This window comes from Pseudomonas sp. MONT-RG-20F-20-E-7-02, assembly GCF_022662395.1.
Taxonomy (GTDB): domain Bacteria; phylum Pseudomonadota; class Gammaproteobacteria; order Pseudomonadales; family Pseudomonadaceae; genus Aquipseudomonas.
This window is the reverse complement of record NZ_JAKNQN010000002.1, coordinates 530,013-553,503: the sequence shown is the minus strand read 5'-3', so window position 1 is coordinate 553,503 and position 23,491 is coordinate 530,013. Positions and strand designations below refer to the sequence as shown.

Here is a 23,491-nt window from a genome sequence, read left to right as displayed (position 1 = left end):
AGAAAATTTTCAGCTTTCTTGATCATCAGGATTGATAAAGACATTGACCGGGAAATCCCCCAGGGCAGCGCTGATCAACAGCTCCTTGTTTGGTGTGACTGCGCCTGTATGAAAAAGTCCCTTCCAGTTTTGTGTTGTCACGGCGAACGGTAATTTCACCCGCGTATCGCCCCAAACCTGCGCATTGATGTGGGGCTGTTCACCGTTTTCCAGCAGGCGATGAGGCCAGCGTGGCACCACCACCAGCAGGCGTTTACCGTAATGCTCGCGGCAGAATGCGACGACGTGATCGGCCTGTTTGCCGATGACTTCCAGCGGCGTATAGCTGCCGCTGCGGAAGATCGCGGGATCAGCCTTGCGCAAGGCTAAAACCTCAGCAATCAGCGCCTGTTTGATACGCCCGTCGCGCCAGTGGGACAACAGCTCGCCGACGTCCGGTGGTGCATCCAGCGCACGTTGCCGTGCGTTGAAATCCACCGGTCGACGGTTATCCGGGTCCACCAGGCTGAAGTCCCAGAACTCAGCGCCCTGGTACAGGTCCGGCACACCCGGCACGGTGATACGAAGCAAGGATTGCGCCAGGCTATTGACCGCGCCGGCCGCCGCGATGGCGTGGGCGGCGTTGCCCAGGGCACTGCGCAATGCGCTGCCTGCTTCGCTGAGCAGCAGGCGCGTGAGGAAGGCCTCGACGCTTTGCTCATAGGCCTCGTTCGGCGCGCTCCAGCTGCTTTGCAGCTTGGCTTCGCGCAGGGCTTTTTGTTGCCACTGCCACAGGCGCTGTTGATAGGCCTGCAAGTCCGGGTTGGCGTCCAACGGCCAACTGCCCAACAGCACTTGATAAAGGATCAGCTCGTCACCGGCGGACGGGCTGTTGGCGTCGTCGCGCAACGGTGCCGCGAGGGTGCGCCAGTGTTCGACCTGCTCGGCGTACCACGGCGCACATTCGCTGAGTACCGCCAGGCGCGCGCGGCTGTCTTCGCCGCGTTTGTGGTCGTGGGTGGCGGTGGCCAGCAGGTTGTCGGGAAAGGTTTGCAAGCGCTGTTGGTTGACCGCGTGAAATGCCTCGACAGGTGCACTGAACTGCTCGGTGCTGAAGCCCACATCATTGCGCGACAGCAGCACCGCCGAGCGATAGAACGCCGTGTCTTCCACGGCCTTGGCAGCGGCGGGCGACGTCAGTTGCTGGAAGCGTACGCAGGCATGCTTGAGCATCTTGCGTTCACGGCCCACCGGGCGATTGCGCCAGGGTTGGCCGCCGAGCCATTTTTCCAGGTGATCGAGCACCGGCCAGTCGCCTTCGCTCAAGGTACTGCGGGCACCGGCCAGGGCCTGCAGGAAGAACACATCATCGCGTTCGCTGCGCCCGCGCGCACTGATGTAGGTGCGGTACACCGGGAAGTGCACGATCAGTTCCTGCAAGGCGCGGCGGATAGCGCCCAAGGTCAGGTCGCGGGTCATCACATCATCGCGGGCCACTTGCAGCAGGGCTTGGGCCACGCTTTCAAAGTCACCGGCCAGGGAGCCGTTGAGGATCTGCTGGCGTGCCAGCCAGGCTTCTTCGATAAACGCTGAAGGCCGTTCGCTGTGGCGGGTCCACAGCTCGGCAAGCGGTTCAAAGCCTTGAGGATCATGTTGCAGCAGTGACAGCTGGTTCATGAACTCGTAGCCGGTGGTGCCGTCGACTTTCCAGTCTTCACGCAAGGTTTCGCCTTCGCCGAGGATTTTCTCCACGAAGATCGGCAGGTGCCGCTCGGGCGCCAGCGAATCCACGCGACGGCGCAACTTGCGGCAGTAACCGCGCGGGTCGGCGAGCCCGTCGATATGGTCGATGCGCAGGCCATCCACCAGACCCTCGCTGATCAATTCGAAGATCTTGCCGTGGGTGGCTTCGAATACGGCTGTGCGTTCTACGCGCAGGCCGCCCAACTCGTTGACGTCGAAGAAGCGCCGCCAGTTGATGTCGTCCGCGGCGGTGCGCCAGCTGGCGAGGCGGTAAGTTTGCTGTTCGAGCAAGTGATGCAGGCGGGCAAACCCTTCCGGTTGGCGCCCGTCGAACTCGCTAAGGCGCTGCTCAATAGCGTGCAGCACGTCGCTTTCGGTAGCACGTTCGGCCAGCGCCTGCTTGAGCCACGCCGCTTCGTGGTAAGCGTCGTCCTGATAGGCGAGGGCGTTGAAGCGATCGGCCAACGGCTTGAGCAGTTCGTCGTTGCCGAAGATCAGCGCGTAATCGCGCGGGCAGATCGGGAAGCGGTGTTCGTAATGCTCGACGTAGAACGCGCCGTGCTCGGCATCGAACTGCAGCACCAGCGTGCCGCTTTGCAGGGCTTCGCCGTAGTCACTGCCGAGAAACGGCATCAGCAACTGGCCCTTGAGCAACGGGTCGGGCGAGTGCCATTGAATGTCGAAAAACTCGCTGTAGGCGCTCAAGCGGCCCCATTCCAGCAGGTCCAGCCACCACGGGTTATCGGCGCCGCCGACGGCCATGTGGTTGGAGACGATATCCAGGATCAGGCCCATACCGTGTTCACGCAGCGCCGCGACCAGGCGACGCAAGGCCGCTTCGCCGCCCAGTTCCGGGTTGACCGTGGTCGGGTCGACCACATCGTAACCGTGCATGGAGCCGGCCCGGGCGCTGAGCAGCGGCGAGGCGTACAGGTGGCTGATGCCCAACCGGGCAAAGTACGGCACCAGCGGCACCGCGTCATCCAGGGTGAAGCCTTTATGAAATTGCAGGCGCTGGGTCGCGCGCAGGGGCAGGTCTTTCATCGGTCACGCTCATGGGCTTGGTTGCGCGCGACGGCCAGCAGTTCGAGGCGGCGGGCGGCACCGGCGTTGTCGAGCAGGCTGGCGGCCTCGCCCGGCAGGCGGCGACGCCAATTGGGATGGGTGTCGGTGGTGCCGGGCAGGTTGGCTTGTTCCTCAATGCCCAGCGCGTCTTCCAGCGGCAGCAGCACCAGCGGCGCACGGGTGTGGCCCAGGTAGCGCACACTGGCGTCGATCATATGATCGGTGTCGTTGCGGATCTCATCGACGAAGTTTTGCGGGTCCTGGCTCAAGGCCTGGCGCAGCGCCTGGCGTTCACGCAGGCGGTGCTCGCTCCATTGCTCCACGGTCGGTGCGTCAATCAGGCCGAGTTGAATGTTCCACTCGATGTCGCGGCTGTGCCACCAGCCATTGAGCGTCGGCAAATCGTGGGTGCTGGTGGTCGCCAGGGCGTTATCCGGCCAGTCGAGGATCGGCTTGAACTGGCCGTCGTGGCCTTGTTCGAACAGCAGCACACGCATGCCCAGGATCGAACGGCCGCTGAGTTTTTCGCGCAGGCCGTCGGGCACGGTACCGAGGTCTTCACCCAGCACAATCGCTTTGTGGCGGTGGGATTCCAACGCCAGCAACCGCAGCATGTCGTCTACCGGGTAGTACAGGTAGGCGCCTTCACGCGGCGAGGCATCCATGGGCATCACCCACAGGCGCTGCAGGCCCATCACGTGGTCGATGCGCAAGCCGCCGGCGTGGGCGAAGTTGGCGCGCAGCATCTCGATGAAGGCGCGGAAACCATGGCGTTTGAGACCTTCCGGGGAAAACGCCGAGATGCCCCAACCTTGACCGGCGCGGTTGAGAATATCCGGCGGCGCGCCCACCGTGAGGTTGGCGAGTAATTCATCCTGGCGGCTCCAGGCCTGGCTGCCGCCGCCGTCGGCGCCAACGGCCAGGTCGGCGATCAGGCCGACGCCCATGCCGCTGCCCCGCGCGGCTTGTTGCGCACGTTCCAGGCAGCGCGCGATCAGCCACTGGCTGAAGGCGTAAAAGCCGATTTCTTCAGGGTGTTCTGCGGCAAACTCCACCAGCGCCGGGCTCTGCGGGCTGCGCCAGGCTTCGGGCCAGTGACGCCAGTCGAGGTCTTCCCCGGCAGCGGCGCGCACGGCTTGTACGGCTTCGAAGCGGCAGTGGTTTTCCAGGGCTTCGCCGCCGGCCTGGCGGAAGCTCAGGAAGTCGGCATGCTGCGGGTGCTGGCCGTGGCGGAAGTCTTCATACAAGGCGCGCAACAGGCGCTGCTTGGCCTTGGCCGCGGCCGGCCAGTCGATCAGCGTGTGCTGCTCCAGTGTGTGCAATTCATCCGCCAGCCCGAGGGCGTCTATCGCGTTGCGCACTTCGCGCTCGCCGAGGATGCAGGCGGGCGAGGCGTACAGGCTGTTCAGAAACAAACGGCTGGAGGGCGAGTAGGGGCTGTAACGCTTGGTGTCGGCACTGAACATTGCATGCATCGGGCTGATGGCCAAGGCGTCGGCGCCGCGCTCGGCGGCGGAGCGTGCCAGGTGTTCCAGGGCTTGGGTGTCGCCAAAACCGCCATCACCGAGGCGGCGCAGCGCATACAACTGGGCACTCATGCCCCAGGCGCGCGCCGGTTGGCTGTCCACGGCTTCGGCCACGCTGTAGCAGTGCGTGGGCGCTACGGCCAGGGTGAAGGTCTGGTCGTCGATGTGCACCTGGTGGTAGCCCAGCGCAATAATGCCGGGCAGCACGCCGTCGCCGTCGAGGCGCAACTCCAGGGTTTCGCCGCCTTCCAGGCTGACCCGGCACGGCGTGTCTGCAGCGAAGTAACGCGCCAGGTCGAGGCCTTCGCCGGTGTCGACGGTCATCAACGGTGGCAAGTGTTTGTCCTGTTGCACCTGCTCCAGTTCGCGCAGGCTGGCATCGATTTCGGCGTCGGTATCGGCCGGGTGGCCCAGGCCTTTGAGAACGGCACGCAGGGCGTCGGGTTTCACATGTTGCGGGCGGCCGTTTGCGTCGATCCAATCGACGGCCAGGCCCGCGCGGCTGGCGAGTATTTCCAGGTTCGCTTCGCTCAAAGGTGCTCTCCAACAGGGAATAGGGCGACGCGTGCGCTGAACGGCGCCAAGTGCGCCTCGTCCGTGGCAGGCGTCTCGAATAGCAGGTGCGTCGGCGCGGGGTGGTCCAGCGGCGTGTCGCCAAGGTTCAGGTCAATCTGCAACACGCTGCCGTTGCCCAGGCGCCAGCGCGCGGTGACGGCGCCGTCAGCCAGTACCTGTGCGCCCAGCGCCATGCTGCCGGGCAGGTGCGGCACGATATGCAGGTGACGCAAGCTCAGCAGGTGCCGGTAAAACTGGCTGTGGGTGTTCTCGGCAAAGCCGGGTGCCGATTGCAGAAAGGTCGGCAGGGCATTCGGGTCGGGGATATGTTCGCGCCGCTCCGGGTCTTTGAACGCCGCAAAGTCGGCGAACTCGTTGCGCCGGCCTTCGCGCACGGCTTCGGCCAATTCGCCGTGGTGGTCGGTAAAGAACAGAAACGGCGCTTCGGCGTTGACCTCGTCGCCCATAAACATCAGCGGGATCATCGGCGACAGCAGCAATAACGTGGTGGCCGCTTTGAGCGCCTGGGGCGAGCACAATTGATGCAGGCGCTCGCCCAGGGCGCGGTTGCCGATCTGGTCGTGGTTCTGCAAAAACGCCACAAAAGCGCTGGGAGGCAAGTCGCCGCTGGGTTCGCCGCGCTCATGGCCGTGGCGAGTGGTGTGGCCTTGATAGATGAAACCTTCGCCCAGGCAGCGTGCGAGCTTGTCTGTCGGGTTTTCGGCGAAGTCGCTGTAATAGGCGTCGGTCTCGCCGGTCAGCAGCACATGCAAGACGTTATGGAAGTCGTCGTTCCACTGCGCATCGAAATCATGCGTCAGCAGGCTGGCCTGGTTGAGTTCGTTTTCCAGCATCAGCCACACGTGACGACCGGTGTCCACCTGTTGGCGTACCCGGCGTGCCAGTTCTTTGAGGAACCCCGGATTGTCGATGGCGTGCACCGCGTCCAGGCGCAGGCCGTCGAAACGGTACTCCAGCAGCCACATCAGTGCGTTATCGAGGAAGAAATCCCGCACTTCACGTCGATCAAAATCGATGCCGGCGCCCCACGGCGTGTGCACGTCTTCCTGAAAGAAGCCCTGGGCGTATTGGCCGAGGTAATTGCCGTCGGGGCCGAAGTGGTTGTAGACCACGTCGAGGATCACCGCCAAACCGTGCTCGTGGGCGCTGTCGATCAGCTGTTTGAGTTGTTCGGGCGTGCCGTATGAGGATTGCGGCGCGTAGGGCAGAACCCCGTCATAGCCCCAATTGCGCTCGCCGGGAAACTGCGCCAATGGCATCAGTTCAATTGCGGTGATGCCCAGTTCGGCCAGGCGTGGCAGTTGTTGTTCAACCGCAGCGTAGCCACCCAGTACGCCGACATGCAGCTCGTAAATGACGGCTTCATGCCAGGGGCGGCCTTGCCAGGTGCAGTGTCGCCATTGATAGGCGAGTGGGTCGACGACCACGCTCCAACCATGCACGTCCAAAGCCTGGGCCCTGGACGCCGGGTCGGGTACATCCATTTCGCCGTCGATGTTGTAGCGGTAGCGAGTGCCCGCCGGGCACTTTATCTCTACCTCAAACCAGCCTTCTGCCTGGGGCAGCATGGCGATGGATTTGCCGTCTTCCAATTCAACGCTGACATAAAACGCGTCTGGCGCCCACAAGGCAAAACGCGTGTGTTGCGCGTCCAGCATGATTGCGCCGTGGGGCCAGGTTTCCAGAGTCCGTGACGGCATCTATGAAGCCCTCCCTTGATTATTTAGCGGATTTCCCCAGTGCTTTAGCGACCAGTTGTTCGTACAGTTCGGCGTAGGGTTCCACCGCCTGGCACCAGTTGAAGGGTTGGGTCATGGAGCGGCTGCGCATGGCGTTGAGCAAGCCTTTATTGGCAAACACGCGGAACGCGCGGCTCAGTGCCTCTTTGTAGCTTTCCACCGTGGATTCATTGAACAGGAACCCGGTGACGCCATTTTCGATGGTGTCGGCCAGCCCGCCGGTATTACGCGCCACCGGCAACGAACCGAAGCGCTGGGCATACATCTGGCTCAGGCCGCAGGGTTCGTAACGTGAAGGCATCAGCAGGAAGTCACTGCCAGCGAACATGCGGCGTGCGTCGGTTTCATTGAAGCCAATGCGCACGCCGACCTGGCCGGGGAAGCGCAGGGCGAGTTCACGCATGGCGTTTTCTTCTTCTGGCTCACCGCGGCCGATAATCGCAATCTGGCCGCCGTTTTCGACGATAAAGCTGCTGACCGCTTCGGTCAGGTCCAGGCCTTTCTGATAGACCAGGCGCGACACCACGGCGAACAGCGGGCCGGTTGAATCATGCAGACCGAACAGCTCGCGGACATGGGCGGCGTTGACGGCTTTGCCTTCCCAGTCGCCGATATTGAAGTTGTGGGTCAGGTGCGTGTCGGTGGAGGTTTCCCAGCTTTCGTCGATACCATTGGGAATGCCACTGAGCAGGCCTTGCTGGGTCTTGCTGGCCAGGAAGCCATCCAGGCCGCAGCCGAATTCCGGCGTGGTGATTTCCTGGGCGTAGGTGGCGCTCACCGTGGTGATATGGCTGGAATACGCCATGCCGGCCTTGAGGAACGACATCTTGCCGTAGAACTCCATGCCTTCCTGTTGCAAGGCATGTGGCGGAATGCCCAGCTCCGGCGTGGAGGCCAGGCTGACCACGCCTTGATAGGCCAGGTTATGAATGGTGAACAGGGTGGGCGTGCGTGAACCACGCCAGTGCATGTACGCCGGGGCCAGGCCAGCGGGCCAGTCGTGGGCGTGCACCAGGTCCGGGCACCAGTGGATCTGCGCGAGGTTGGCAGCCATGTCGGCGGCGGCCAGGCCCAGGCGGGCGAAACGAATATGGTTGTCGGGCCAGTCGCGGCCGTTGTTGGCGCCGTAAGGCGTGCCTTCGCGCTCGTAGAGCTCGGGGCAGATCAGTACATAGATGACCAGCCCGTCCTTGAGGTCCATGCGCCCGATCTTGCACGGCGGCAGCGCCGCGTGGCCACCCAGTTCGCCGATGATGTGGATCGGGTTATCGCTCTCCATTACCTGCGGGTAGCCGGGGATGAGTACGCGCACATCGTGCAAATGCGCCATGGCGCGGGGCAGGGCAGCGGACACGTCGCCCAGGCCACCAGTTTTCACCAGATCGGCGAATTCGGAGGTCACAAACAAGACTTTCTTTCGATTAGGGTTCTGACTCACGATCGGCCGCACAGTGTTGGGCAGGTCGACCAACGAAGTCGGTCCCCCTACCGGCTGACTAAAACGCTCTCCCTGAGTATCTACTGCGGCACTGATCATAGTTCTCTCCCACATGTATGGTCGGCTAATGGCCCGCTGCCATTAGCTCCGATGACCGCATCCTGCGGCCAGGCGCACAAGCACTGTACAAACTGGCAAGGCGTATGCCAGTTGCACCCATTGCTAAAAAAGAGTGGATGGACGGGCATTTGGTGTGAACCGCGTGCGCTCGCCTCCCTTAAAAACTGGACCTATGGCAGAGTTGGAAAGTTTAGATTTTTTGCGGGGTTTTTGTTTTGGAACGGACCCATCGGTCATGAGTCTAGGACAGATTCCAGAGCCTGTAGGGTTTACAAGGCATTTTTGTAGGACAAAAAACTTGTAACGATATGCAAGGTTGAATACTGGCGGGGATTGGCGGTGTTTCGGTGGGCAAAAGGCCTGTTGTGGCAATGAGGCTTACTGTGGCAAGCAGGCTTGTTGTGGCGAGCGGGCTTGCCCCGCGTTGGGGCGCGAAGCGGCCCTAAAATCGGCAGCCTCGGTATGGCAGGTGTACCGAGGGTGCCTTATTGGGAGCGCTTCGCACTCCAACGCAGGGCAAGCCTGCTCGCCACAACAAGCCTGCTCGCCACAACAAGCCTGCTCGCCACACCAAGCCTGCTTCCCACAACAAGCCTGCTCGCCACAAAATGGTGCGGCGCAGGATCAGCCCAGCACGCGAACGGGCGCGCCGCTGGCCCAGGCCTGAACATCTTCAATCATCTGCTGATAAAACTGCCGGTAATTCTGCTCGCTCACGTACCCCACATGCGGGGTGGCCAACACATTGGGCAACCGCCGGAACGGGTGATCAACCGGCAGTGGCTCTTCGCTATAAACGTCCAGCGCCGCCCCCGCCAGTCGCCCTTCGGACAGTGCCGCGACCAGCGCCTGTTCATCCACAATCGGCCCGCGTGCCGTGTTCACTAAACGTGCAGTCGGCTTCATCCAGCCCAACGCCTCGGCATCCACCAGGCCGCGGCTGCGGTCGCTGAGTACCAGGTGCACGGTGAGAATATCGGCCTGTTCGAACAGCTCACGCTTGCTGACCCAGGTTACGCCCGCTTCGGCTGCGCGTTGCGGCGTGAGGTTTTCACTCCAGGCAATCACGCGCATGCCGAACACCTGGGCAAACTGCGCGACTTTCTGGCCAATGCTGCCCAGCCCGAGAATGCCCAGGGTCTTGCCATACAGATCGCCGCCCAGCCCGACCTGCCATCCGCCGTCCCGCAGGGAGTTGGCTTCGACCAACAGGTTGCGGGTGGAGGCCATGATCAACGCCCAAGTCAGCTCCGGCGCCGCCTGTTTATAGCTGTCGGTGCCGCACACCTGGATGCCCAGGGCCTTGGCGGCAGGAATGTCGATGGCCGCATTGCGCATGCCGCCGGTTACCAGCAGCTTGAGGTTGGGCAGGCCCTGAAGCAGGGCTTTGTCGAAGGTGGAGCGCTCGCGCATCACGCAAATCACCTCGAAGCCGCGCAAACGCTCGATCATCGTCGCGGTGTCCGCCGGGTAATCGTGCAGGAAGTGCACCTGGCCCACCGCGTTCAACACCGACCAATCCACTACGCCACTGGCCACATTCTGCCAATCATCAATGACCGCAATCTGTACCGACATTCACGAGTGCCTCGAAAAATTTTGGATTAAAGGGCATTCAAACCCTGCAACAGCGTTTTATTGAACCGGGCCGGTTCTTCCATTTGCGGCGCATGCCCAAGGCCGGGGAATTCCACCAGGGTTACGTGGGGAATCAACTTGGCCGCTTGCTTGCCCAGCACATCGTAATGGCCAAGTTTGGCCTTGACCGCTGGCGGCGCAATATCGCTGCCGATGGCGGTGGTGTCGGACGTGCCGATCAGCAGCAAGGTGGACATCTGCAAATCCTTGAACTCGTAGTACACCGGCTGGGTGAAGATCATGTCGTAAATCAACGCCGAGTTCCATGCGACCTGGGTATGCCCCGGGCCTTTATTCAAGCCCGCGAGCATGTCGACCCAACGGTCGTACTCAGGCTTCCAGCGCCCGACGTAATACGTGTTGAGTTCGTATTGGCGAATGCCTTCGGCGCTGAGTTTCAACTCGCGCTCATACCATTGGTCGACGCTGCGATACGGCACGCCCAGCGCCTTCCAATCTTCCAGGCCAATCGGGTTGACCAGTGCCAGTTGTTCGGTCTGTGCCGGGTAAAGCAGGGCATAACGGGTGGCGAGCATACCGCCGGTGGAGTGGCCGACAATCGTGGCTTTTTGAATGCCGAGTTTATCCAGCAGTTGGTGGGTGTTGAGTGCCAGCTGCTGGAAGCTGTACTGGTAGTGGTCCGGCTTGCTGGAGGTGCAGAAGCCGATCTGGTCCGGCGCGATCACGCGGTAGCCGGCACTGCTCAGGGCTTTGATCGAGTCATCCCAGGTGGCGCCGCAGAAGTTCTTGCCGTGCATCAGCACCACGCTGCGCCCGTTGGCCTTGCCCTGGGCGGGCACGTCCATATAGCCCATTTGCAGGGTTTTGCCCTGGGACTGAAAGTTGAAATGTTCGACCGGGTAGGGGTACTGGAAGCCTTGCAGCTCGGGGCCGTAGGCGGGGCCTTCAGGGGCGGCGAAGGCGGGAAGGGCACAGCTGGCCAGCAGGCTGGCGGCGCACAGTGATCGGATCAGGGGCATGGGCAGTCTCCGCAAACAGTGCCCGGATGCTGTGGCGCAAGGATTAAGCGGGGATTAACGGGGCGCCGCGAGATCGCTGGCGCCCCGCTGGGTTACAGGGCTTTCAAACCTTGCAGCAACGCCGCGTGAAACTGGTCAGGGTCTTCGATCTGCGGCGAATGGCCCCGGTCGGCGAATTCCACCAGGGTTGCGCGCGGAATCAACTTGGCGACCTGCTTGCCCAGTAGATGATAGTTGCCGATTTTCGCCCCGACTTCCGCTGACGCCAGGTCGCGGTTGAGGGCTGTGGTGTCGGAGGTGCCGATGATCAGCAGGGTCGGCATCTTCAGGTCCTTGAACTCGTAGTACACCGGCTGGGTGAAGATCATGTCCCAGATCAATGCGGAGTTCCACACCACTTCCCGCTTGCCGGACCCGTTGTGCAGGCCCACCACCATGTCCACCCAACGGTCGTACGCAGGTTCCCAGCGTCCCAGGTAGTAGTTGGCCTGTTGATAGCGACGCACGCTTTCGTAGGTCAATTGACTGTCGGCTTGCGCCCATTGGTCGATCGTGCGGTAGGGCACGCCGATGGCTTTCCAGTCTTCCAGGCCGATGGGGTTGACCATCGCCAGCTGTTCGGTTTGGGTTGGGTACATCAACGCGTAGCGGGTGGCGAGCATGCCGCCGGTGGAATGCCCCAGGAGCGTGGCCTTTTTAATCCCGAGTTTTTCCAGCAGTTGGTGGGTGTTGAGTGCCAGTTGCTGGAAACTGTACTGGTAGTGGTCCGGCTTGCTGGAGGTGCAGAAGCCGATCTGGTCTGGCACTACCACGCGGTAACCGGCGTTGCTCAGCGCCTTGATCGAGCCTTCCCAGGTGGCAGCACAGAAGTTCTTGCCGTGCATCAGCACAATGCTGCGGCCATTCGGCGTGCCCTTGGGTTTCACGTCCATGTAACCCATTTGCAACGATTGGCCCTGGGACGAGAATTTGAACCGCTCGACCGGGTAGGGGTATTTGAAACCCTGCAGCTCGGGGCCGTAGGTGTCTTTTTGTTGGTTGGCACAGCCGGTGAGGGTGGCCGCAAGTAACAAGAGAGTGAGATAGAGCGCGCGCTTGGGTTGCATGAAGTGTCTCCGCAGTGAAACATCGGATGCTGTTGGCGAACGATTAATCGAGGATTAACCATTGGGGGCGGCCGATAGGCACAGCTCAAAGACGTATCAAAACGGAAAGTTCCTACTCGAAAACTTCCATGTCGCCCGGCATACGAGTAGGAAATTAAGCCGCAGACGGTTGGCGCGTATAGCTGTCAAAACTGACAGTGGCGACCAACGGTACTGACTTATGCGCCTGCGAACTGGCTCACCGTCACCATCGTCAACACGGCATATCGAGCCCCTTTGGCCAAGGTGACGATCAGCAGGAAGCGCCAGAACGGCTCGCGCATGACGCCCGCCACCAATGTCAGTGGGTCGCCGATAATCGGCACCCAACTGAGCCACAACGACCAATGCCCCCAGCGCTGGTAGTGCGTGCGGGCTTTTTCCAGGTGTCGGGGGCTGACCGGAAACCAGCGCCGGTCCTTGAAGCGCTCAACCGAGCGCCCCAGCCACCAATTGCCCACCGAGCCCAGCACATTGCCCACGGTGGCAATCGTCAGCAGCCCCCACAGGCTGTAATGCCCGCTGATCAGCAAGCCCACCAGCACCGCCTCCGATTGCATCGGCAACAGCGTGGCGGCCCCGAAGGCGGCGAAAAATAAACCCAGGTAACCGGCGAGCATTAATCAACGTGCCGGGTAGTCGGCCACCACCACGTCGTTACCTTCACGGGTCAGGCCGATGACCTGATAGGCATCGCTTTTTCCGTCCATTTCCATGCCCGGCGAACCCACTGGCATGCCCGGCGCCGCGATGCCGAGCAAGTCGTCGCGTTTGCGCAGGGCCATCACCTGTTCGGCGGGTACGTGGCCTTCGACGAACTTGCCGTCGATCACGCCGGTGTGGCACGAGGCCAGGCGCGGTGCCACGCCCAGGCGCTGCTTGAAGGCGCTCATGTCGGCTTCCACATGGTCGTTGACCTTGAAGCCGTTGCTTTGCAAATGGCTGATCCACTTTTTGCAGCAGCCGCAGTTGGCGTCGCGGTGCACGTCGATAGGGATCAGGTCGGCAGCCTGGGCCAGGCTGGAGGTAAGCAGGGCTGAGAGCAGGGCCAGTCGCACGGTGTTTTTCATAGGGGGGCTCGCGTGTAGGAGGTAGCCGATAGATGGCGGCGATCATGACGATGTCATCGCAGGCAAGCCAGCTCCCACAGGTGAGTCACAGTTTCGGTAATGTTTCTAAATTATACGAAGGCCGTGTTTTCCAGGCGGTGCTTGAGCTGGTCCAGCGCGATGGCCGACAGCTCGACCATACGCCCATGCAAGGTGGCGAGTTGCAGTTCGGTTTCGTAGGTCAATACGCGTTTGAACAGCGTGCCGCCGCGATGGGCCTGCAAGAAGTAGTGGATGGAGCCGTCCACGGCCAGGGAGGTGAACACGGTTTTGAATTCAGTCGCGGGCCGGGCAATCTGTACGCGATAACTCATCGGCACGCGCACGCCCAGCAGGTCGATGACTTCGGTAAACCGGGTGCCGGCCGGGAGTGAGCCGGTGGTGCCGGTGTCGGCGCTGAGGGAGGTGGGGTGCCACTCGTGCCAGCGGTCGGGCTGGGTCACGTAGTCGTAGACGACCTCGATAGGGGCGTTGATAAAGCGTTCGTGGCTGATCCGCTCCAAGCGGCTCGAATGCTCGACAGCGTGCATGACACACCTCCTGTGTGGCGAGACTTTGCACTAGGAGCTGTCAGAATAGTCCCACTCCCGCGTTTTGCACGGGAGTGTTTCACGCATTTATCAGCGCACCTTGAAGCGGCTCATCAACGCAATCACCCGGCCATTGGCATCCAACAGGCTTTGCGTATTGGTTTCAGTGGCATGCCCACTTTCCACCAGTTCTTCGACCATATGTCGGATATGCACCATGCTGCGGTTGATTTCCTCGGTCACCGCGCTCTGCTGTTCGGCGGCCGTGGCGATCTGGGTGCTGAGGTTGTTGATATGGCTGACCGACCCGGCCATTTCGTCCAGGCCGGTGTTGACCCGTGCCGTGGCATCCGCTGCCGACTGGCAACTGGCCTGGGTGTTTTCCATGGCCGCCACCGACGAACTCACCCCCGTGGTCAGGCGTGCGAGCATCTCATTGATCTGCGAGGTACTGGCCTGGGTGCGTGCCGCCAGCGCCCGGACTTCATCGGCCACCACCGCAAAACCACGACCTTGCTCGCCGGCCCGTGCCGCTTCAATCGCGGCGTTGAGTGCCAGCAGGTTGGTCTGGCCGGCAATGGCGCCGATCACGCCGAGGGTTTCGGTGATGCGCGCAGCGTCCTGGCGCATGTTTTCCACGGTGTGTGTGGCGCTGGCCACTTCGCCGATCAACGCGCTGACGCTGTTGGAGGCTTCACCGACGACGACGCGGGAGCGATCGGCGTGTTCGTTGGCGCGCTGGGTAAACGAGGCGGTTTCAGCCGCGTTTTGCGCAACGGTGTCGGCGGTCGAGCTCATTTCGGTGATGGCGGTGACCGTCTGGTCCGTCTCCGAGGCGTGCCGCACCAGAATCCGGTTGGTCTGCGCCGAGGTCTGCTGCAACTGCTCAAGCCCCGACGACATGGCGCCGGTGGCCTGGGTCACTTCACCGATCATGTTTTGCAGGGAGATGATAAAGCGGTTGACCGAATGGCCGATGGCGCCCATTTCGTCTTCGGCACGGATGGTGATACGCCGTGTCAGGTCGGCATCGCCGGCCGACAATGCGTCGATGTTGGTTCTCAGCGACTTCATGCGCTGCACCAACTGGCGAATCGCGTAGAACGCCAACAGCACCAGCAGCAACACCATGGGAATTTGCAGCATGGCCAGGGTGCCGAGTACGTCATCGCGCTGGGCGGTGATCAGCGAGGTGGGCAGGGCGGTGGCGAGGAACCACGGCGTACCCTCGATCGGGCGCATGTAGAAGGTGCTGGCCACGCCCTGGTTGTCGAACTCACTGCGCTGCAGCGCCTGGTCGCGATGGGCGAGGGCTTTGCTGACCTGGGCGGCGAAGGCCGAGGTGCCGGCCAGTTCGCTGATGTTCTTCAACACCACCGGGCCGCTGATGCGCGTGCTGTTGCTGATGATCTTGCCGTCGCCTTCCACGATCAGCATCTGCCCGCCGATGTCTTTTTCCTTGCTGGCGACCAGGTCATTGAAAAACCCCAGGGTCACGTCGATGGTGGCGACGCCGTAGGCCGCACCGTCACGCTGGATGGCCATGGCGCAGTTGGTGCGCGGCTCCTGGCTGGCGTCGTCCTTGTAGGCGGCTGCCCAGGCGCACTGGCCGCGTGGCGAGGCGAGGCCGCCTTTGTACCAGCTCTGGTCGTAATAATTGGGCGCGGCGTCACTGTTCCAGAAGGTGTTGACCGCCAGCTTGCCCGAGGCATCGCGGTGCCAGAAGGTGCTGTGCTTGTTGCGTCCTGGCGTGCGCTGGTTGGGCAGCGGCCAGATCCCGCCGCCGAAGACTTTCAGTTCGCCATACTGGTCCACCAGGCCGGGCAGCACCTTGTCGATGGCATCGCTGTCGAGCAGCGGGATGGTCTGGGTGATGCTGCGTTGCTGGGCTTGAACCTTGTTGAGTTCGCCCTGGATCTGTTGGGCCACTTCGGCGATGCGGTTGAGCACCACCTGTTCTTCGGTGTGTTTGAGCGTGGGGGCGACCAACTGGCCAATGCCCACGACGGTCAACACAAATAGCACCAGGACGAACAGCACCAGAAACACGGTGTAGCGGGTTTGAATGGAGCGCAATGGGGGCATGGGGGTCGTCCTTACGAAGCGTTTATTATCGACGCGGCTTTGTTAGAGCTTCGTCGGGCTATCGGCTTGGCAAGGAAGAGCTTTAGGTACGATGGTGCAAGATAATCAGAGCGCCCCGTGAACCGGTGCGCTCTGGTCTGAAAAGGCTATTGATTCACCAGTTGCATGGCAAATTCGGGGTAGCGCGAACCGGCCGTAGCACCCGCCGGGAAGATCGACGCCAGCGCCGTCAATTCGGCAGGGCTCAGCGTGACATCCACAGCCGCCACGTTTTCTTCCAGGTACTTGCGCTGTTTGGTCCCCGGAATCGGGATCAGGTAATCGCCTTGTGCGAGCACCCAGGCCAGTGCCAGTTGCCCGGCGCTAATGCCTTTTTCAGCCGCCAGCCCTTGCACCTGCTCCACCAGCAGCAGGTTTTTTGCAAAGTTCTCACCCTGGAAGCGCGGGCTGGAGCGGCGGTAGTCGTCGGCGGCGAAGTCATTCGGGCTCTTCAGCGCGCCGGTGAGGAAACCACGCCCCAGGGGGCTGTAAGGCACAAAGGCGATGCCAAGACGCTGGCAGGCAGCCAGACAGCCGTTGTCTTCCTGGTCGCGACTCCACAGCGAGTATTCGCTTTGCAGGGCACTGATCGGATGCACCTTGTGCGCGCGCTCCAGGCTGGCGGCGGACGCTTCGCTCAAGCCCAGGTAACGCACCTTGCCTTGCTTGACCAGCTCGGCCATCGCACCGACGCTTTCTTCGATGGCCACTTCGGGGTCGACCCGGTGCTGGTAGTAGAGGTCCAGGGTTTCGACGCCCAGGCGTTTCAAGGTGCCGTCTATGGCCTGGCGAATGTATTCAGGGCGGCCATTTACGCCGCGTGCAGCCGGGTTCGATGGGTCGCGTACAAAGCCGAACTTACTGGCCAGGAACACCTGGTCACGCTTGCCGGCGATGGCCTTGCCGATCAGTGTTTCATTGGTGTGAGGGCCGTACATATCGGCAGTGTCGAGCAGGGTCACGCCCAGCTCCAGCGCGCGGTGCAGGGTCGCGATGGCTTCCTGTGTATCGGTGCCGGTGGTGTAGAAGTCGGTCATGCCCATGCAGCCGAGGCCGATGGCGGAGACCTTAGGGCCGTTTTTGCCGAGTTGACGAGTGTGCATCGGAGCAGCTCCTGTGGTGGGAAAGGCCTTATTGTTCTCCTCGACAAACCGTGGATAAAGCGGCTAAAACCGCTATCACTATTATGATTTTCTAAACAATCCAACAAGGTAGCCCGGCTTTGGATCGATTTAACGCCATGCGCGTGTTCACTCGAATCGTGGAATTGGGCGGTTTCGCCAAGGCGGCGGACAGCCTGCAACTGCCCCGAGCATCGGTGACCATCCTGATCAAGCAGTTGGAAGCACACCTGGGCGTGCAGCTGTTGCAGCGTACAACGCGCCAGGTCAGCCCGACCCTGGACGGCGCCGCGTATTACCAGCGTTGTGTGCAGTTATTGATGGACCTGGAAGAAACCGAGGCGGTGTTTTCGGTGAGTCGCCAAAACCCACGCGGCACCCTGAGCATCGACATGCCCTCAGGCATTGGTCGGTTGATCGTGATTCCCGCGTTGCCAGATTTTACCGCACGCTACCCACTGATCGAACTGGAGATCGGCCTCAACGACCGCCCCGTGGACTTGATCCGCGAGGGCGTCGACTGTGTCCTGCGCGGTGGCCTGGCACTGGACGAATCGCTGGTGGCGCGGCCGCTGGCCGTGATGGATCAACTGACGTTGGCCAGCCCCGCGTACCTTGAGCGCATGGGCGTGCCGGCGAGCCTGGACGATCTGGCCGGGCACCAGATGGTCGAGTACCTCTCCAGTGCCAGCGGCAAACGGTTTGGTTTGGAGTTCCAGATTGGCACCGAACTACGCCCGGTCAACTTGCCGAAGGTTGTCTCGGTGAACAGCTCCGATGCGTATTTCGCCGCATGCGAGGCCGGTTATGGGCTGATCCAGGCGCCGCACTATCACGCCATGCAACAGCTGGCCAAGGGCACGTTGGTGCACGTGCTGCCACAGCTGCCGGTGCCTACGATGGCGCTGACCGCGCTGTACCCGCCGCACCGTCAGTTGTCGCAGCGGGTACGGGTGTTTGTGGATTGGTTGGTTGAGCTGTGTGCCCGACCCGGCACCGGGCTGCAGCGTCAGGCCTGAGCCTTGCGGTAGGCGCCGGGCTGCTGCCCGGTGACCTTGTGGAACGCCCGGGTAAACGCCGCCACCGATTGATAACCCACCGCCAGCGCTACCTCCGCCACCGTCTGGTCTTCCTTGAACAACTGGCACGCGTGGCGCATGCGCATCAGCAGCAGCACTTGCCCTGGCGATTGGCCGCACAGTTCGTTAAACCGTTTGAAAAACGCCGAGCGCGACAGCCCGGTGCAGGCCGCCATGCTTTCCAGCGTCCAGGCATCGGCAGGGTGGGCGATCAGTTGTTCCAACAGGTTGGCGAACGCCGGTTGCCGACCCAGTGCGGCCAGGCCGCCAAGTTCGGTGTTGTCGAGGACTTGCTGGCGCAGCACGTACAGAAACAGCAAGTGGCAAAGGCGTTCGAGCAGCGCGGAAGAGGGCGCCGGGGTGCGTTCGCATTCCTGCAGGATCAGTTCGAACAGGTTGCGCGCGGCGGTCAGTGAAGGGTCGCCAGCGCGCAGGATGATCCAAGAGGGCAGGGTGTCGACGATCAGCGCCGACAAGCCGGAATGGAAGTGGAAGAAACCGCAGACCAGGCCTACGCCATCGTTGGCGGTGCTGTCCAGCGGCAGCATCGGGCGGCGCGGGCATTCCTGCGCGGCCGCCGCCGTCGCTTCGCCAGACAACTGATAAACCAAGTCGCGCAGTAGAAACACCGCGTCACCATTGTTCAGGTGTTGCGGGCTCGGTTCACCGTCGATATGCAGCCAGCACTGGCCTTGCACGATCAGGTGGAAACTCGCGCTGGCCAGCCCATGGGTACTCGCATGCCAATCGCCGCAGTAGCGGCCCACATGGAACAAGCTGGTGTTGAGTTCAAGGCTGTCTAATAACCAATCGACAAGTGCACTGGACGAATTCATCTAACGGAAAGACTCTAGAGCAAGTAATCGCTACTTTAGCCTATTGAGGTGATTTTTTATAACCAACAGACTGGGTACACGAACCCATCAGGAGACCACTCCATGTCCCGTGTACCGTTGTTGACCCCGCAAACCGCACCGGAAGCCGCCAAACCCTTGCTGGAAAACGCCCTGAAAGCTTCGGGTTTCATTCCGAACCTGCTCGCCGTACTGGCTAACGCACCGGCCGCCCTGGAAACCTACATCACCGTCTCCGGCCTCAACGCCAAGGCCGAACTGAGCCTGGCCGACCGCGAGGTGGTGCAACTGGTGGCGGCCACCACCCACGGTTGTGATTTCTGCGTCGCCGGGCACACCGCCGTGGCGCGCAACAAAGCCAAGCTGCCGGAGGAGGTGATTGATGCACTGCGCCAGCGCGGTGAATTGCCCAATGCCCGCTATGAGACACTCGCCGCCTTCACCCGTGAAGTGATCGCCACGCGAGGTGATGTCAGCGACGCAGGTTTCGAGGCGTTTCGTGCTGCCGGTTACTCCGAAGGCCAGGCCCTGGAAGTTATTTTGGGCGTGAGCCTGGCAACCCTGTGCAACTTCGCTAACGTGTTTGCCCGTACCCCGCTGAACCCGGAGCTGGCGCAATACCGTTGGGAAAAACCGGCAAGCTGATTAGGCGATGGTCTACCTGCTGTAATAAGGAGAAACGAATGCTTGACCCAATCTTGAGCCGTTGGCTCGATGTTCAAGCGCAGGCCCTGGATGTGGGCAGTTGCGATCCACAGGAAGTGCTGCCACGGCTGGCAGAAGCCAATGTATTGCGTATCGGCGTGCCAAAAAACCTCGGTGGCTCGGGCGGCGATGTAACCGCTGCGGTGGACGCCATCGCCAATGTTGCCAGCCATTCCCTGGCGGCGGCGTTTGTGTGCTGGGGCCAGCGCTCCTTTATCGAATATTTGTTGCAGAGCCCGAATGAGCGGCTGCGTGAGCAACTGTTGCCGGACTTGCTCAGTGGCAAGTTGGCCGGGGCCACGGGGCTGTCGAATGCGATGAAGTTTTTGTCGGGCATCGAGACGCTGCAGATCAGCGCCGAGCCGACGGACGACGGCTGGACCCTCAACGGTCGCCTGCATTGGGTGACCAACCTGCGCAAGAACGGCTTTGTAGCCGCGGCGGCTATCGAGCATGCCGGGGGTGGCGCGCCGTTTATCCTGGCGATTCCGGATTCGGTGGCAGGCTTGCAACGCTCGCGCGACCTGGAACTGTTGGGGTTGCAGTCGAGCAACACCGCAGCCCTGGGCCTGGAAGGCGTTGAGCTGAGCCGTGAGTGGTTGTTGCATGAGGATGCGCGCAAATTTCTACCGGCCGTACGCCCGGCGTTTCTGGGCTTGCAGTGCGGCATGTCGATTGGTCTGGCGCGGCGCTCGCTGGCGGAAGTGGCCAACCATCTGGGGTCGAGCCGCACCGTGTTGCGCGATGAATTGGAAGCGCTGCGCGTGACCCTCGACCACTTGGTCAATGACCTGAAAAAAGGCCTGCTGGCCGGGCGTTTTGCTGCCGAGCCGGTGCCCTTGTTCAAGCTGCGTATCGCCCTCGCCGAAACCGCCGCCAGTGCCGTGCAGCTTGAGCTGCAAGCCAGCGGCGGCAAGGCTTACCTCACCGCTCACGGCAGCGGTTTTGCCCGGCGTTGGCGCGAGTCGGCCTTCGTGCCGATTGTCACACCGAGCCTGGTGCAATTGCGCACCGAGTTGCAACGCCAGGCCGCGCTGTGAGCCAGGCGGTATTAAGCGCCCAGGGGATTTGCCTGGGGTATGCCAGTGGCCCGGTGTTGCAAGGGTTCGACTTGCACTTGCAGCCGGGCGAAGTGGTGTCGATCCTTGGCCCCAGCGGCGTCGGCAAATCCAGCCTGTTGCGGGTGCTCGCCGGTTTGCAGGCGCCACAGGGCGGTGGCGTGCAGGTGCTCGGCGAGCCGCTGGACGGCCCGCATCCGCGCGTGGCGGTGGCCTTTCAAGACCCTGGCCTGTTGCCATGGCTGAACCTGGAAAAGAACGTCGCTTTCGGCCTGGATTTCGCTCGCCAACCGCACTTGAGCCCTGAAGAACGCCGCCTGCGCGTTGATCGCGCCATTGCGGCGGTCGGGCTGGAACATGCGCGCCAGCAGTTCCCGGCGCAGTTGTCCGGCGGGATGGCGCAGCGCACGGCGTTGGCCCGCTGCCTGGCGCGGCAACCGCAAGTGTTGCTGCTGGATGAGCCGTTCGGCGCGCTGGATGAAGTCACCCGCGCCGACATGCAGCACCTGCTGCTCAAGGTCAACCGCGAGCAAGGCTCGGCGGCGGTATTGATTACTCACGATATTGATGAGGCGCTGTTGCTGTCCGACCGTATCCTGCTGCTGGGCAACCGCCCGGCGCGCACGTTGGGCGAATGGCATATCGACCTGCCGCAACCGCGCGAAGAGCAAGTGGAGGCCATCGGCGCGCTGCGTATCGAGATTCTGAAAACCTTACGGCAGGCGAGCCGCCCTCAACCCAACCCTCTTGAACAACTGGAGCCCAACTATGTGTCTGGATGACCTGACCCACTCGCGCCGTGATTTTCTCAAACTCTCGGCAGTGCTCAGCGCCGCCGGTGCCTTACCGCTGCTGAGCAGCTTGCAGGCCCGCGCCGCCAATGAGCCGGACGCGCCGGTGCGCATCGGCTACTTGCCGATCACCGACGCCACGCCGCTATTGGTTGCGCACAACAACGGCCTGTTCGAAGCCGAAGGTATCAAGGCCGAGCGCCCAGTGCTGTTGCGCAGTTGGGCGCAGGTGATTGAGGCGTTTATTTCCGGGCAGGTCAACGTGATTCACCTGTTGTCGCCGATGACGGTGTGGGCGCGCTACGCCAGCAAGGTGCCGGCTAAAGTGGTGGCCTGGAACCACGTCGGCGGTTCGGGCCTGACGGTGTCGCCCGGCATTACCGAGGTGAAACAACTGGGCGGCAAGTCAGTGGCGATTCCGTTCTGGTACTCGATCCATAACGTGGTGGTGCAGCAACTGTTCCGTGATAACGGCCTGACGCCGGTGGCCCGTGCAGCAGGTACGGCGATTGCCGCCAATGAAGTCAACCTGATCGTGTTGCCGCCCTCCGACATGCCTCCGGCCCTGGCCAGCAAGCGCATCGACGGCTACATCGTTGCCGAGCCCTTCAACGCCCTGGCGGAAAACCTCAAGGTAGGTCGCGTGCAACGCTTTACCGGCGACGTGTGGCGCAACCACGCGTGCTGCGTTGTGTTCATGCACGAGCACGACCTGACCAATCGCCCGGAATGGTCGCAGAAGGTGGTGAATGCCATCGTCAAGGCGCAGGTATGGACACGCGACAACCGCGAAGAGGCAGTGAAGCTGCTGTCCAAGGACGGCCCGAACCGCTACACGCCACATGCTGAACCGGTGTTGAGCAAAGTATTGGCCCCGGCTGCCGGCGACCGCGCCGCTTACCTGGCCGATGGCGCGATTCAGCACGCCAACTGGGACGAGCACCGCATCGACTTCCAGCCTTACCCATTCCCCAGCTACACCGAGGAATTGGTGCGGCGCTTGAAAGACACGTTGATCGAAGGCGACAAGAAATTCCTTGCCGACCTCGACCCGGCTTTCGTCGCCAAAGACCTGGTGGATGACCGCTTTGTGCGCAGTGCCATTGAGTCGGTGGGCGGCATGCAGACCTTCGGCTTGCCGGATGGCTATGAACGACACGAGGAGATTGGCGTTTGAACAACGGCAGAATCCCGGGCTGGTTGCTGGGGCTGAGTGGCTTGGCAGGCTTGCTGTTTTTATGGTGGCTGGGTGTGAAGGTGTTTGGCGATGCCGACGGCTTGTCGGCGCGCTTCTCACTGACGGCGACCTTCAGCAGCCTGTGGGAACTGCTCGGGCGCGGCGAGCTGTATGTGCATATCGCGGTGAGCCTGAAACGCATCTTCGTCGGGTTATTCCTGGCGTTGCTGGTGGGCGTGCCGCTGGGGTTGCTGGTGGGCAGTTCGCGCAACCTGGAGGCGGCAACCACGCCGGCTTTCCAGTTTCTGCGGATGATTTCACCGCTGTCGTGGATGCCCATCGTGGTGATGTTGATGGGCGTCGGCGACCAGCCTATCTACTTTCTGCTGGCCTTTGCTGCGGTGTGGCCGATCATGCTCAACACCGCTGCGGGCGTGCGTCAGCTGGACCCGCGCTGGTTGCAATTGAGCAAGAGCTTGAGTGCAACACGCTGGGAAACCCTGCGTCGGGTAATTATTCCCGGCGTCGTGGGGCATGTGCTGACCGGCGTGCGCCTGGCCATCGGCATTTTGTGGATTGTGCTGGTGCCGTGCGAAATGCTCGGGGTCAGTGCGGGGCTGGGGTACTACATTCTCGACACGCGTGACCGTCTGGCGTATTCAGAGTTGATGGCGATGGTGCTGCTGATCGGGCTGCTGGGCTTTGCCCTTGACGCATTTGCACGGTGGTTGCACCAGCGCTGGGTGCACGCGGGCTGAGCGTCTCGCTTTCCAGCCCGGAAAGCGAGACGCAGGCACGATCAGCGGTGCTCGTAGCCTCGGCCGCCGTCATAGCGGTGGTCGTGCCAGCCGCCACCGCCGCCGTGTGGGAAAAAGAAGCAGCCGCTCATGCTCAGCATGATCAGCAATGGAATCAGCAGTGTGATTCGACGAAGCATTTCAACATCCTCTAGGGTACTGACAGGGTCAATCAGGCGTGGGACGAGCCAAAGCTT

20 protein-coding genes are annotated in these 23,491 nt (G+C 62.0%); 6 read left to right on the top strand and 14 right to left on the bottom strand.

The window, feature by feature from the left end; all coding sequences use genetic code 11:
- Positions 1–9 precede the first annotated feature (9 nt).
- From L8I05_RS07735 to L8I05_RS07680, 12 genes are all read right to left on the bottom strand, one after another.
- Positions 10–2,766 carry a malto-oligosyltrehalose synthase gene (locus L8I05_RS07735; RefSeq protein ID WP_242168017.1) on the bottom strand — a complete coding sequence of 919 codons (2,757 nt, stop codon included), beginning with the start codon at positions 2,764–2,766 and terminating at the stop codon, positions 10–12.
- Positions 2,763–4,847, bottom strand: a complete 2,085-nt coding sequence (malQ, locus tag L8I05_RS07730; protein WP_242168015.1) for a 4-alpha-glucanotransferase — start codon at positions 4,845–4,847, stop codon at positions 2,763–2,765. Before malQ ends, L8I05_RS07735 begins: the two co-directional genes overlap by 4 nt.
- A complete protein-coding gene (gene treZ, locus L8I05_RS07725; RefSeq protein ID WP_242168012.1) occupies positions 4,844–6,589 on the bottom strand; it encodes a malto-oligosyltrehalose trehalohydrolase in 1,746 nt (581 codons plus the stop codon). The genes malQ and treZ overlap by 4 nt, the downstream gene beginning before the upstream one ends.
- A gap of 19 nt (positions 6,590–6,608) precedes the next feature.
- Positions 6,609–8,165, bottom strand: a complete 1,557-nt coding sequence (gene glgA, locus L8I05_RS07720) for a glycogen synthase GlgA (RefSeq protein WP_242168010.1) — start codon at positions 8,163–8,165, stop codon at positions 6,609–6,611.
- Between the two features lie 645 nt (positions 8,166–8,810).
- Positions 8,811–9,764 carry a D-2-hydroxyacid dehydrogenase family protein gene (locus L8I05_RS07715; protein WP_242168008.1) on the bottom strand — a complete coding sequence of 318 codons (954 nt, stop codon included), beginning with the start codon at positions 9,762–9,764 and terminating at the stop codon, positions 8,811–8,813.
- Between the two features lie 26 nt (positions 9,765–9,790).
- Entirely contained in the window at positions 9,791–10,804 is a 1,014-nt protein-coding gene (locus L8I05_RS07710; RefSeq protein ID WP_242168006.1) for an alpha/beta hydrolase, read from the bottom strand.
- A 92-nt stretch (positions 10,805–10,896) separates the two neighbouring features.
- Positions 10,897–11,910: an alpha/beta hydrolase gene (locus tag L8I05_RS07705; RefSeq protein WP_242168004.1), complete on the bottom strand. Its 1,014-nt coding sequence runs from the start codon at positions 11,908–11,910 to the stop codon at positions 10,897–10,899.
- A 218-nt stretch (positions 11,911–12,128) separates the two neighbouring features.
- On the bottom strand, positions 12,129–12,569 hold the full coding sequence (locus tag L8I05_RS07700) for a YqaA family protein (protein WP_242168003.1): 441 nt from the start codon (positions 12,567–12,569) through the stop codon (positions 12,129–12,131).
- Positions 12,570–12,572: 3 nt separating this feature from the next.
- A complete protein-coding gene (locus L8I05_RS07695; protein ID WP_242168000.1) occupies positions 12,573–13,019 on the bottom strand; it encodes a DUF411 domain-containing protein in 447 nt (148 codons plus the stop codon).
- A 110-nt stretch (positions 13,020–13,129) separates the two neighbouring features.
- A complete protein-coding gene (locus L8I05_RS07690) occupies positions 13,130–13,588 on the bottom strand; it encodes an SRPBCC family protein (protein WP_242167998.1) in 459 nt (152 codons plus the stop codon).
- A 90-nt stretch (positions 13,589–13,678) separates the two neighbouring features.
- Positions 13,679–15,673: a methyl-accepting chemotaxis protein gene (locus tag L8I05_RS07685; RefSeq protein ID WP_242167996.1), complete on the bottom strand. Its 1,995-nt coding sequence runs from the start codon at positions 15,671–15,673 to the stop codon at positions 13,679–13,681.
- A gap of 146 nt (positions 15,674–15,819) precedes the next feature.
- A complete protein-coding gene (locus tag L8I05_RS07680) occupies positions 15,820–16,815 on the bottom strand; it encodes an aldo/keto reductase (RefSeq protein ID WP_242167994.1) in 996 nt (331 codons plus the stop codon).
- A gap of 119 nt (positions 16,816–16,934) precedes the next feature.
- Here L8I05_RS07680 and L8I05_RS07675 point away from each other — a divergent pair, with 119 nt between their 5' ends.
- On the top strand, positions 16,935–17,852 hold the full coding sequence (locus L8I05_RS07675; protein WP_159956244.1) for a LysR family transcriptional regulator: 918 nt from the start codon (positions 16,935–16,937) through the stop codon (positions 17,850–17,852).
- Here L8I05_RS07675 and L8I05_RS07670 read toward each other — a convergent pair.
- A complete protein-coding gene (locus L8I05_RS07670) occupies positions 17,843–18,748 on the bottom strand; it encodes an AraC family transcriptional regulator (protein ID WP_242167992.1) in 906 nt (301 codons plus the stop codon). The genes L8I05_RS07675 and L8I05_RS07670 overlap by 10 nt on opposite strands.
- 102 nt (positions 18,749–18,850) lie before the next feature.
- Between L8I05_RS07670 and L8I05_RS07665 the strand changes: the two genes are divergently transcribed.
- The 5 genes from L8I05_RS07665 to L8I05_RS07645 are packed head-to-tail and all read left to right on the top strand — an operon-like array spanning position 18,851 to position 23,255.
- A complete protein-coding gene (locus tag L8I05_RS07665) occupies positions 18,851–19,411 on the top strand; it encodes a carboxymuconolactone decarboxylase family protein (protein WP_242167989.1) in 561 nt (186 codons plus the stop codon).
- A 38-nt stretch (positions 19,412–19,449) separates the two neighbouring features.
- The gene (locus L8I05_RS07660; protein WP_177015548.1) at positions 19,450–20,511 is read left to right on the top strand and encodes an acyl-CoA dehydrogenase family protein; all 1,062 of its coding nucleotides are present in this window, start codon (positions 19,450–19,452) and stop codon (positions 20,509–20,511) included.
- The gene (locus L8I05_RS07655; protein ID WP_242167987.1) at positions 20,508–21,311 is read left to right on the top strand and encodes an ABC transporter ATP-binding protein; all 804 of its coding nucleotides are present in this window, start codon (positions 20,508–20,510) and stop codon (positions 21,309–21,311) included. Before L8I05_RS07660 ends, L8I05_RS07655 begins: the two co-directional genes overlap by 4 nt.
- Positions 21,298–22,497 carry an ABC transporter substrate-binding protein gene (locus L8I05_RS07650; RefSeq protein WP_177015547.1) on the top strand — a complete coding sequence of 400 codons (1,200 nt, stop codon included), beginning with the start codon at positions 21,298–21,300 and terminating at the stop codon, positions 22,495–22,497. Before L8I05_RS07655 ends, L8I05_RS07650 begins: the two co-directional genes overlap by 14 nt.
- Positions 22,494–23,255, top strand: coding sequence for an ABC transporter permease (locus tag L8I05_RS07645; protein WP_242167985.1), 762 nt, complete (start codon positions 22,494–22,496; stop codon positions 23,253–23,255). Before L8I05_RS07650 ends, L8I05_RS07645 begins: the two co-directional genes overlap by 4 nt.
- Before the next feature lie 41 nt (positions 23,256–23,296).
- On the opposite strand, the gene L8I05_RS07640 is transcribed toward L8I05_RS07645, so the two are convergent.
- The gene (locus tag L8I05_RS07640; protein WP_165447632.1) at positions 23,297–23,434 is read right to left on the bottom strand and encodes a hypothetical protein; all 138 of its coding nucleotides are present in this window, start codon (positions 23,432–23,434) and stop codon (positions 23,297–23,299) included.
- Positions 23,435–23,491: the final 57 nt, after the last annotated feature.

Excerpts from the sequence above, each read along its gene's own strand:
- L8I05_RS07735 (WP_242168017.1), bottom strand. The coding sequence starts at position 2,766 with ATGAAAGACCTGCCCCTGCGCGCGACCCAGCGCCTGCAATTTCATAAA.
- treZ (WP_242168012.1), bottom strand. The coding sequence starts at position 6,589 with ATGCCGTCACGGACTCTGGAAACCTGGCCCCACGGCGCAATCATGCTG.
- glgA (WP_242168010.1), bottom strand. The coding sequence starts at position 8,165 with ATGATCAGTGCCGCAGTAGATACTCAGGGAGAGCGTTTTAGTCAGCCG.
- L8I05_RS07715 (WP_242168008.1), bottom strand. The coding sequence starts at position 9,764 with ATGTCGGTACAGATTGCGGTCATTGATGATTGGCAGAATGTGGCCAGT.
- L8I05_RS07710 (WP_242168006.1), bottom strand. The coding sequence starts at position 10,804 with ATGCCCCTGATCCGATCACTGTGCGCCGCCAGCCTGCTGGCCAGCTGT.
- L8I05_RS07705 (WP_242168004.1), bottom strand. The coding sequence starts at position 11,910 with ATGCAACCCAAGCGCGCGCTCTATCTCACTCTCTTGTTACTTGCGGCC.
- L8I05_RS07700 (WP_242168003.1), bottom strand. The coding sequence starts at position 12,569 with ATGCTCGCCGGTTACCTGGGTTTATTTTTCGCCGCCTTCGGGGCCGCC.
- L8I05_RS07695 (WP_242168000.1), bottom strand. The coding sequence starts at position 13,019 with ATGAAAAACACCGTGCGACTGGCCCTGCTCTCAGCCCTGCTTACCTCC.
- L8I05_RS07690 (WP_242167998.1), bottom strand. The coding sequence starts at position 13,588 with ATGCACGCTGTCGAGCATTCGAGCCGCTTGGAGCGGATCAGCCACGAA.
- L8I05_RS07685 (WP_242167996.1), bottom strand. The coding sequence starts at position 15,673 with ATGCCCCCATTGCGCTCCATTCAAACCCGCTACACCGTGTTTCTGGTG.
- L8I05_RS07680 (WP_242167994.1), bottom strand. The coding sequence starts at position 16,815 with ATGCACACTCGTCAACTCGGCAAAAACGGCCCTAAGGTCTCCGCCATC.
- L8I05_RS07670 (WP_242167992.1), bottom strand. The coding sequence starts at position 18,748 with ATGAATTCGTCCAGTGCACTTGTCGATTGGTTATTAGACAGCCTTGAA.
- L8I05_RS07665 (WP_242167989.1), top strand. The coding sequence starts at position 18,851 with ATGTCCCGTGTACCGTTGTTGACCCCGCAAACCGCACCGGAAGCCGCC.
- L8I05_RS07660 (WP_177015548.1), top strand. The coding sequence starts at position 19,450 with ATGCTTGACCCAATCTTGAGCCGTTGGCTCGATGTTCAAGCGCAGGCC.
- L8I05_RS07650 (WP_177015547.1), top strand. The coding sequence starts at position 21,298 with ATGTGTCTGGATGACCTGACCCACTCGCGCCGTGATTTTCTCAAACTC.
- L8I05_RS07640 (WP_165447632.1), bottom strand. The coding sequence starts at position 23,434 with ATGCTTCGTCGAATCACACTGCTGATTCCATTGCTGATCATGCTGAGC.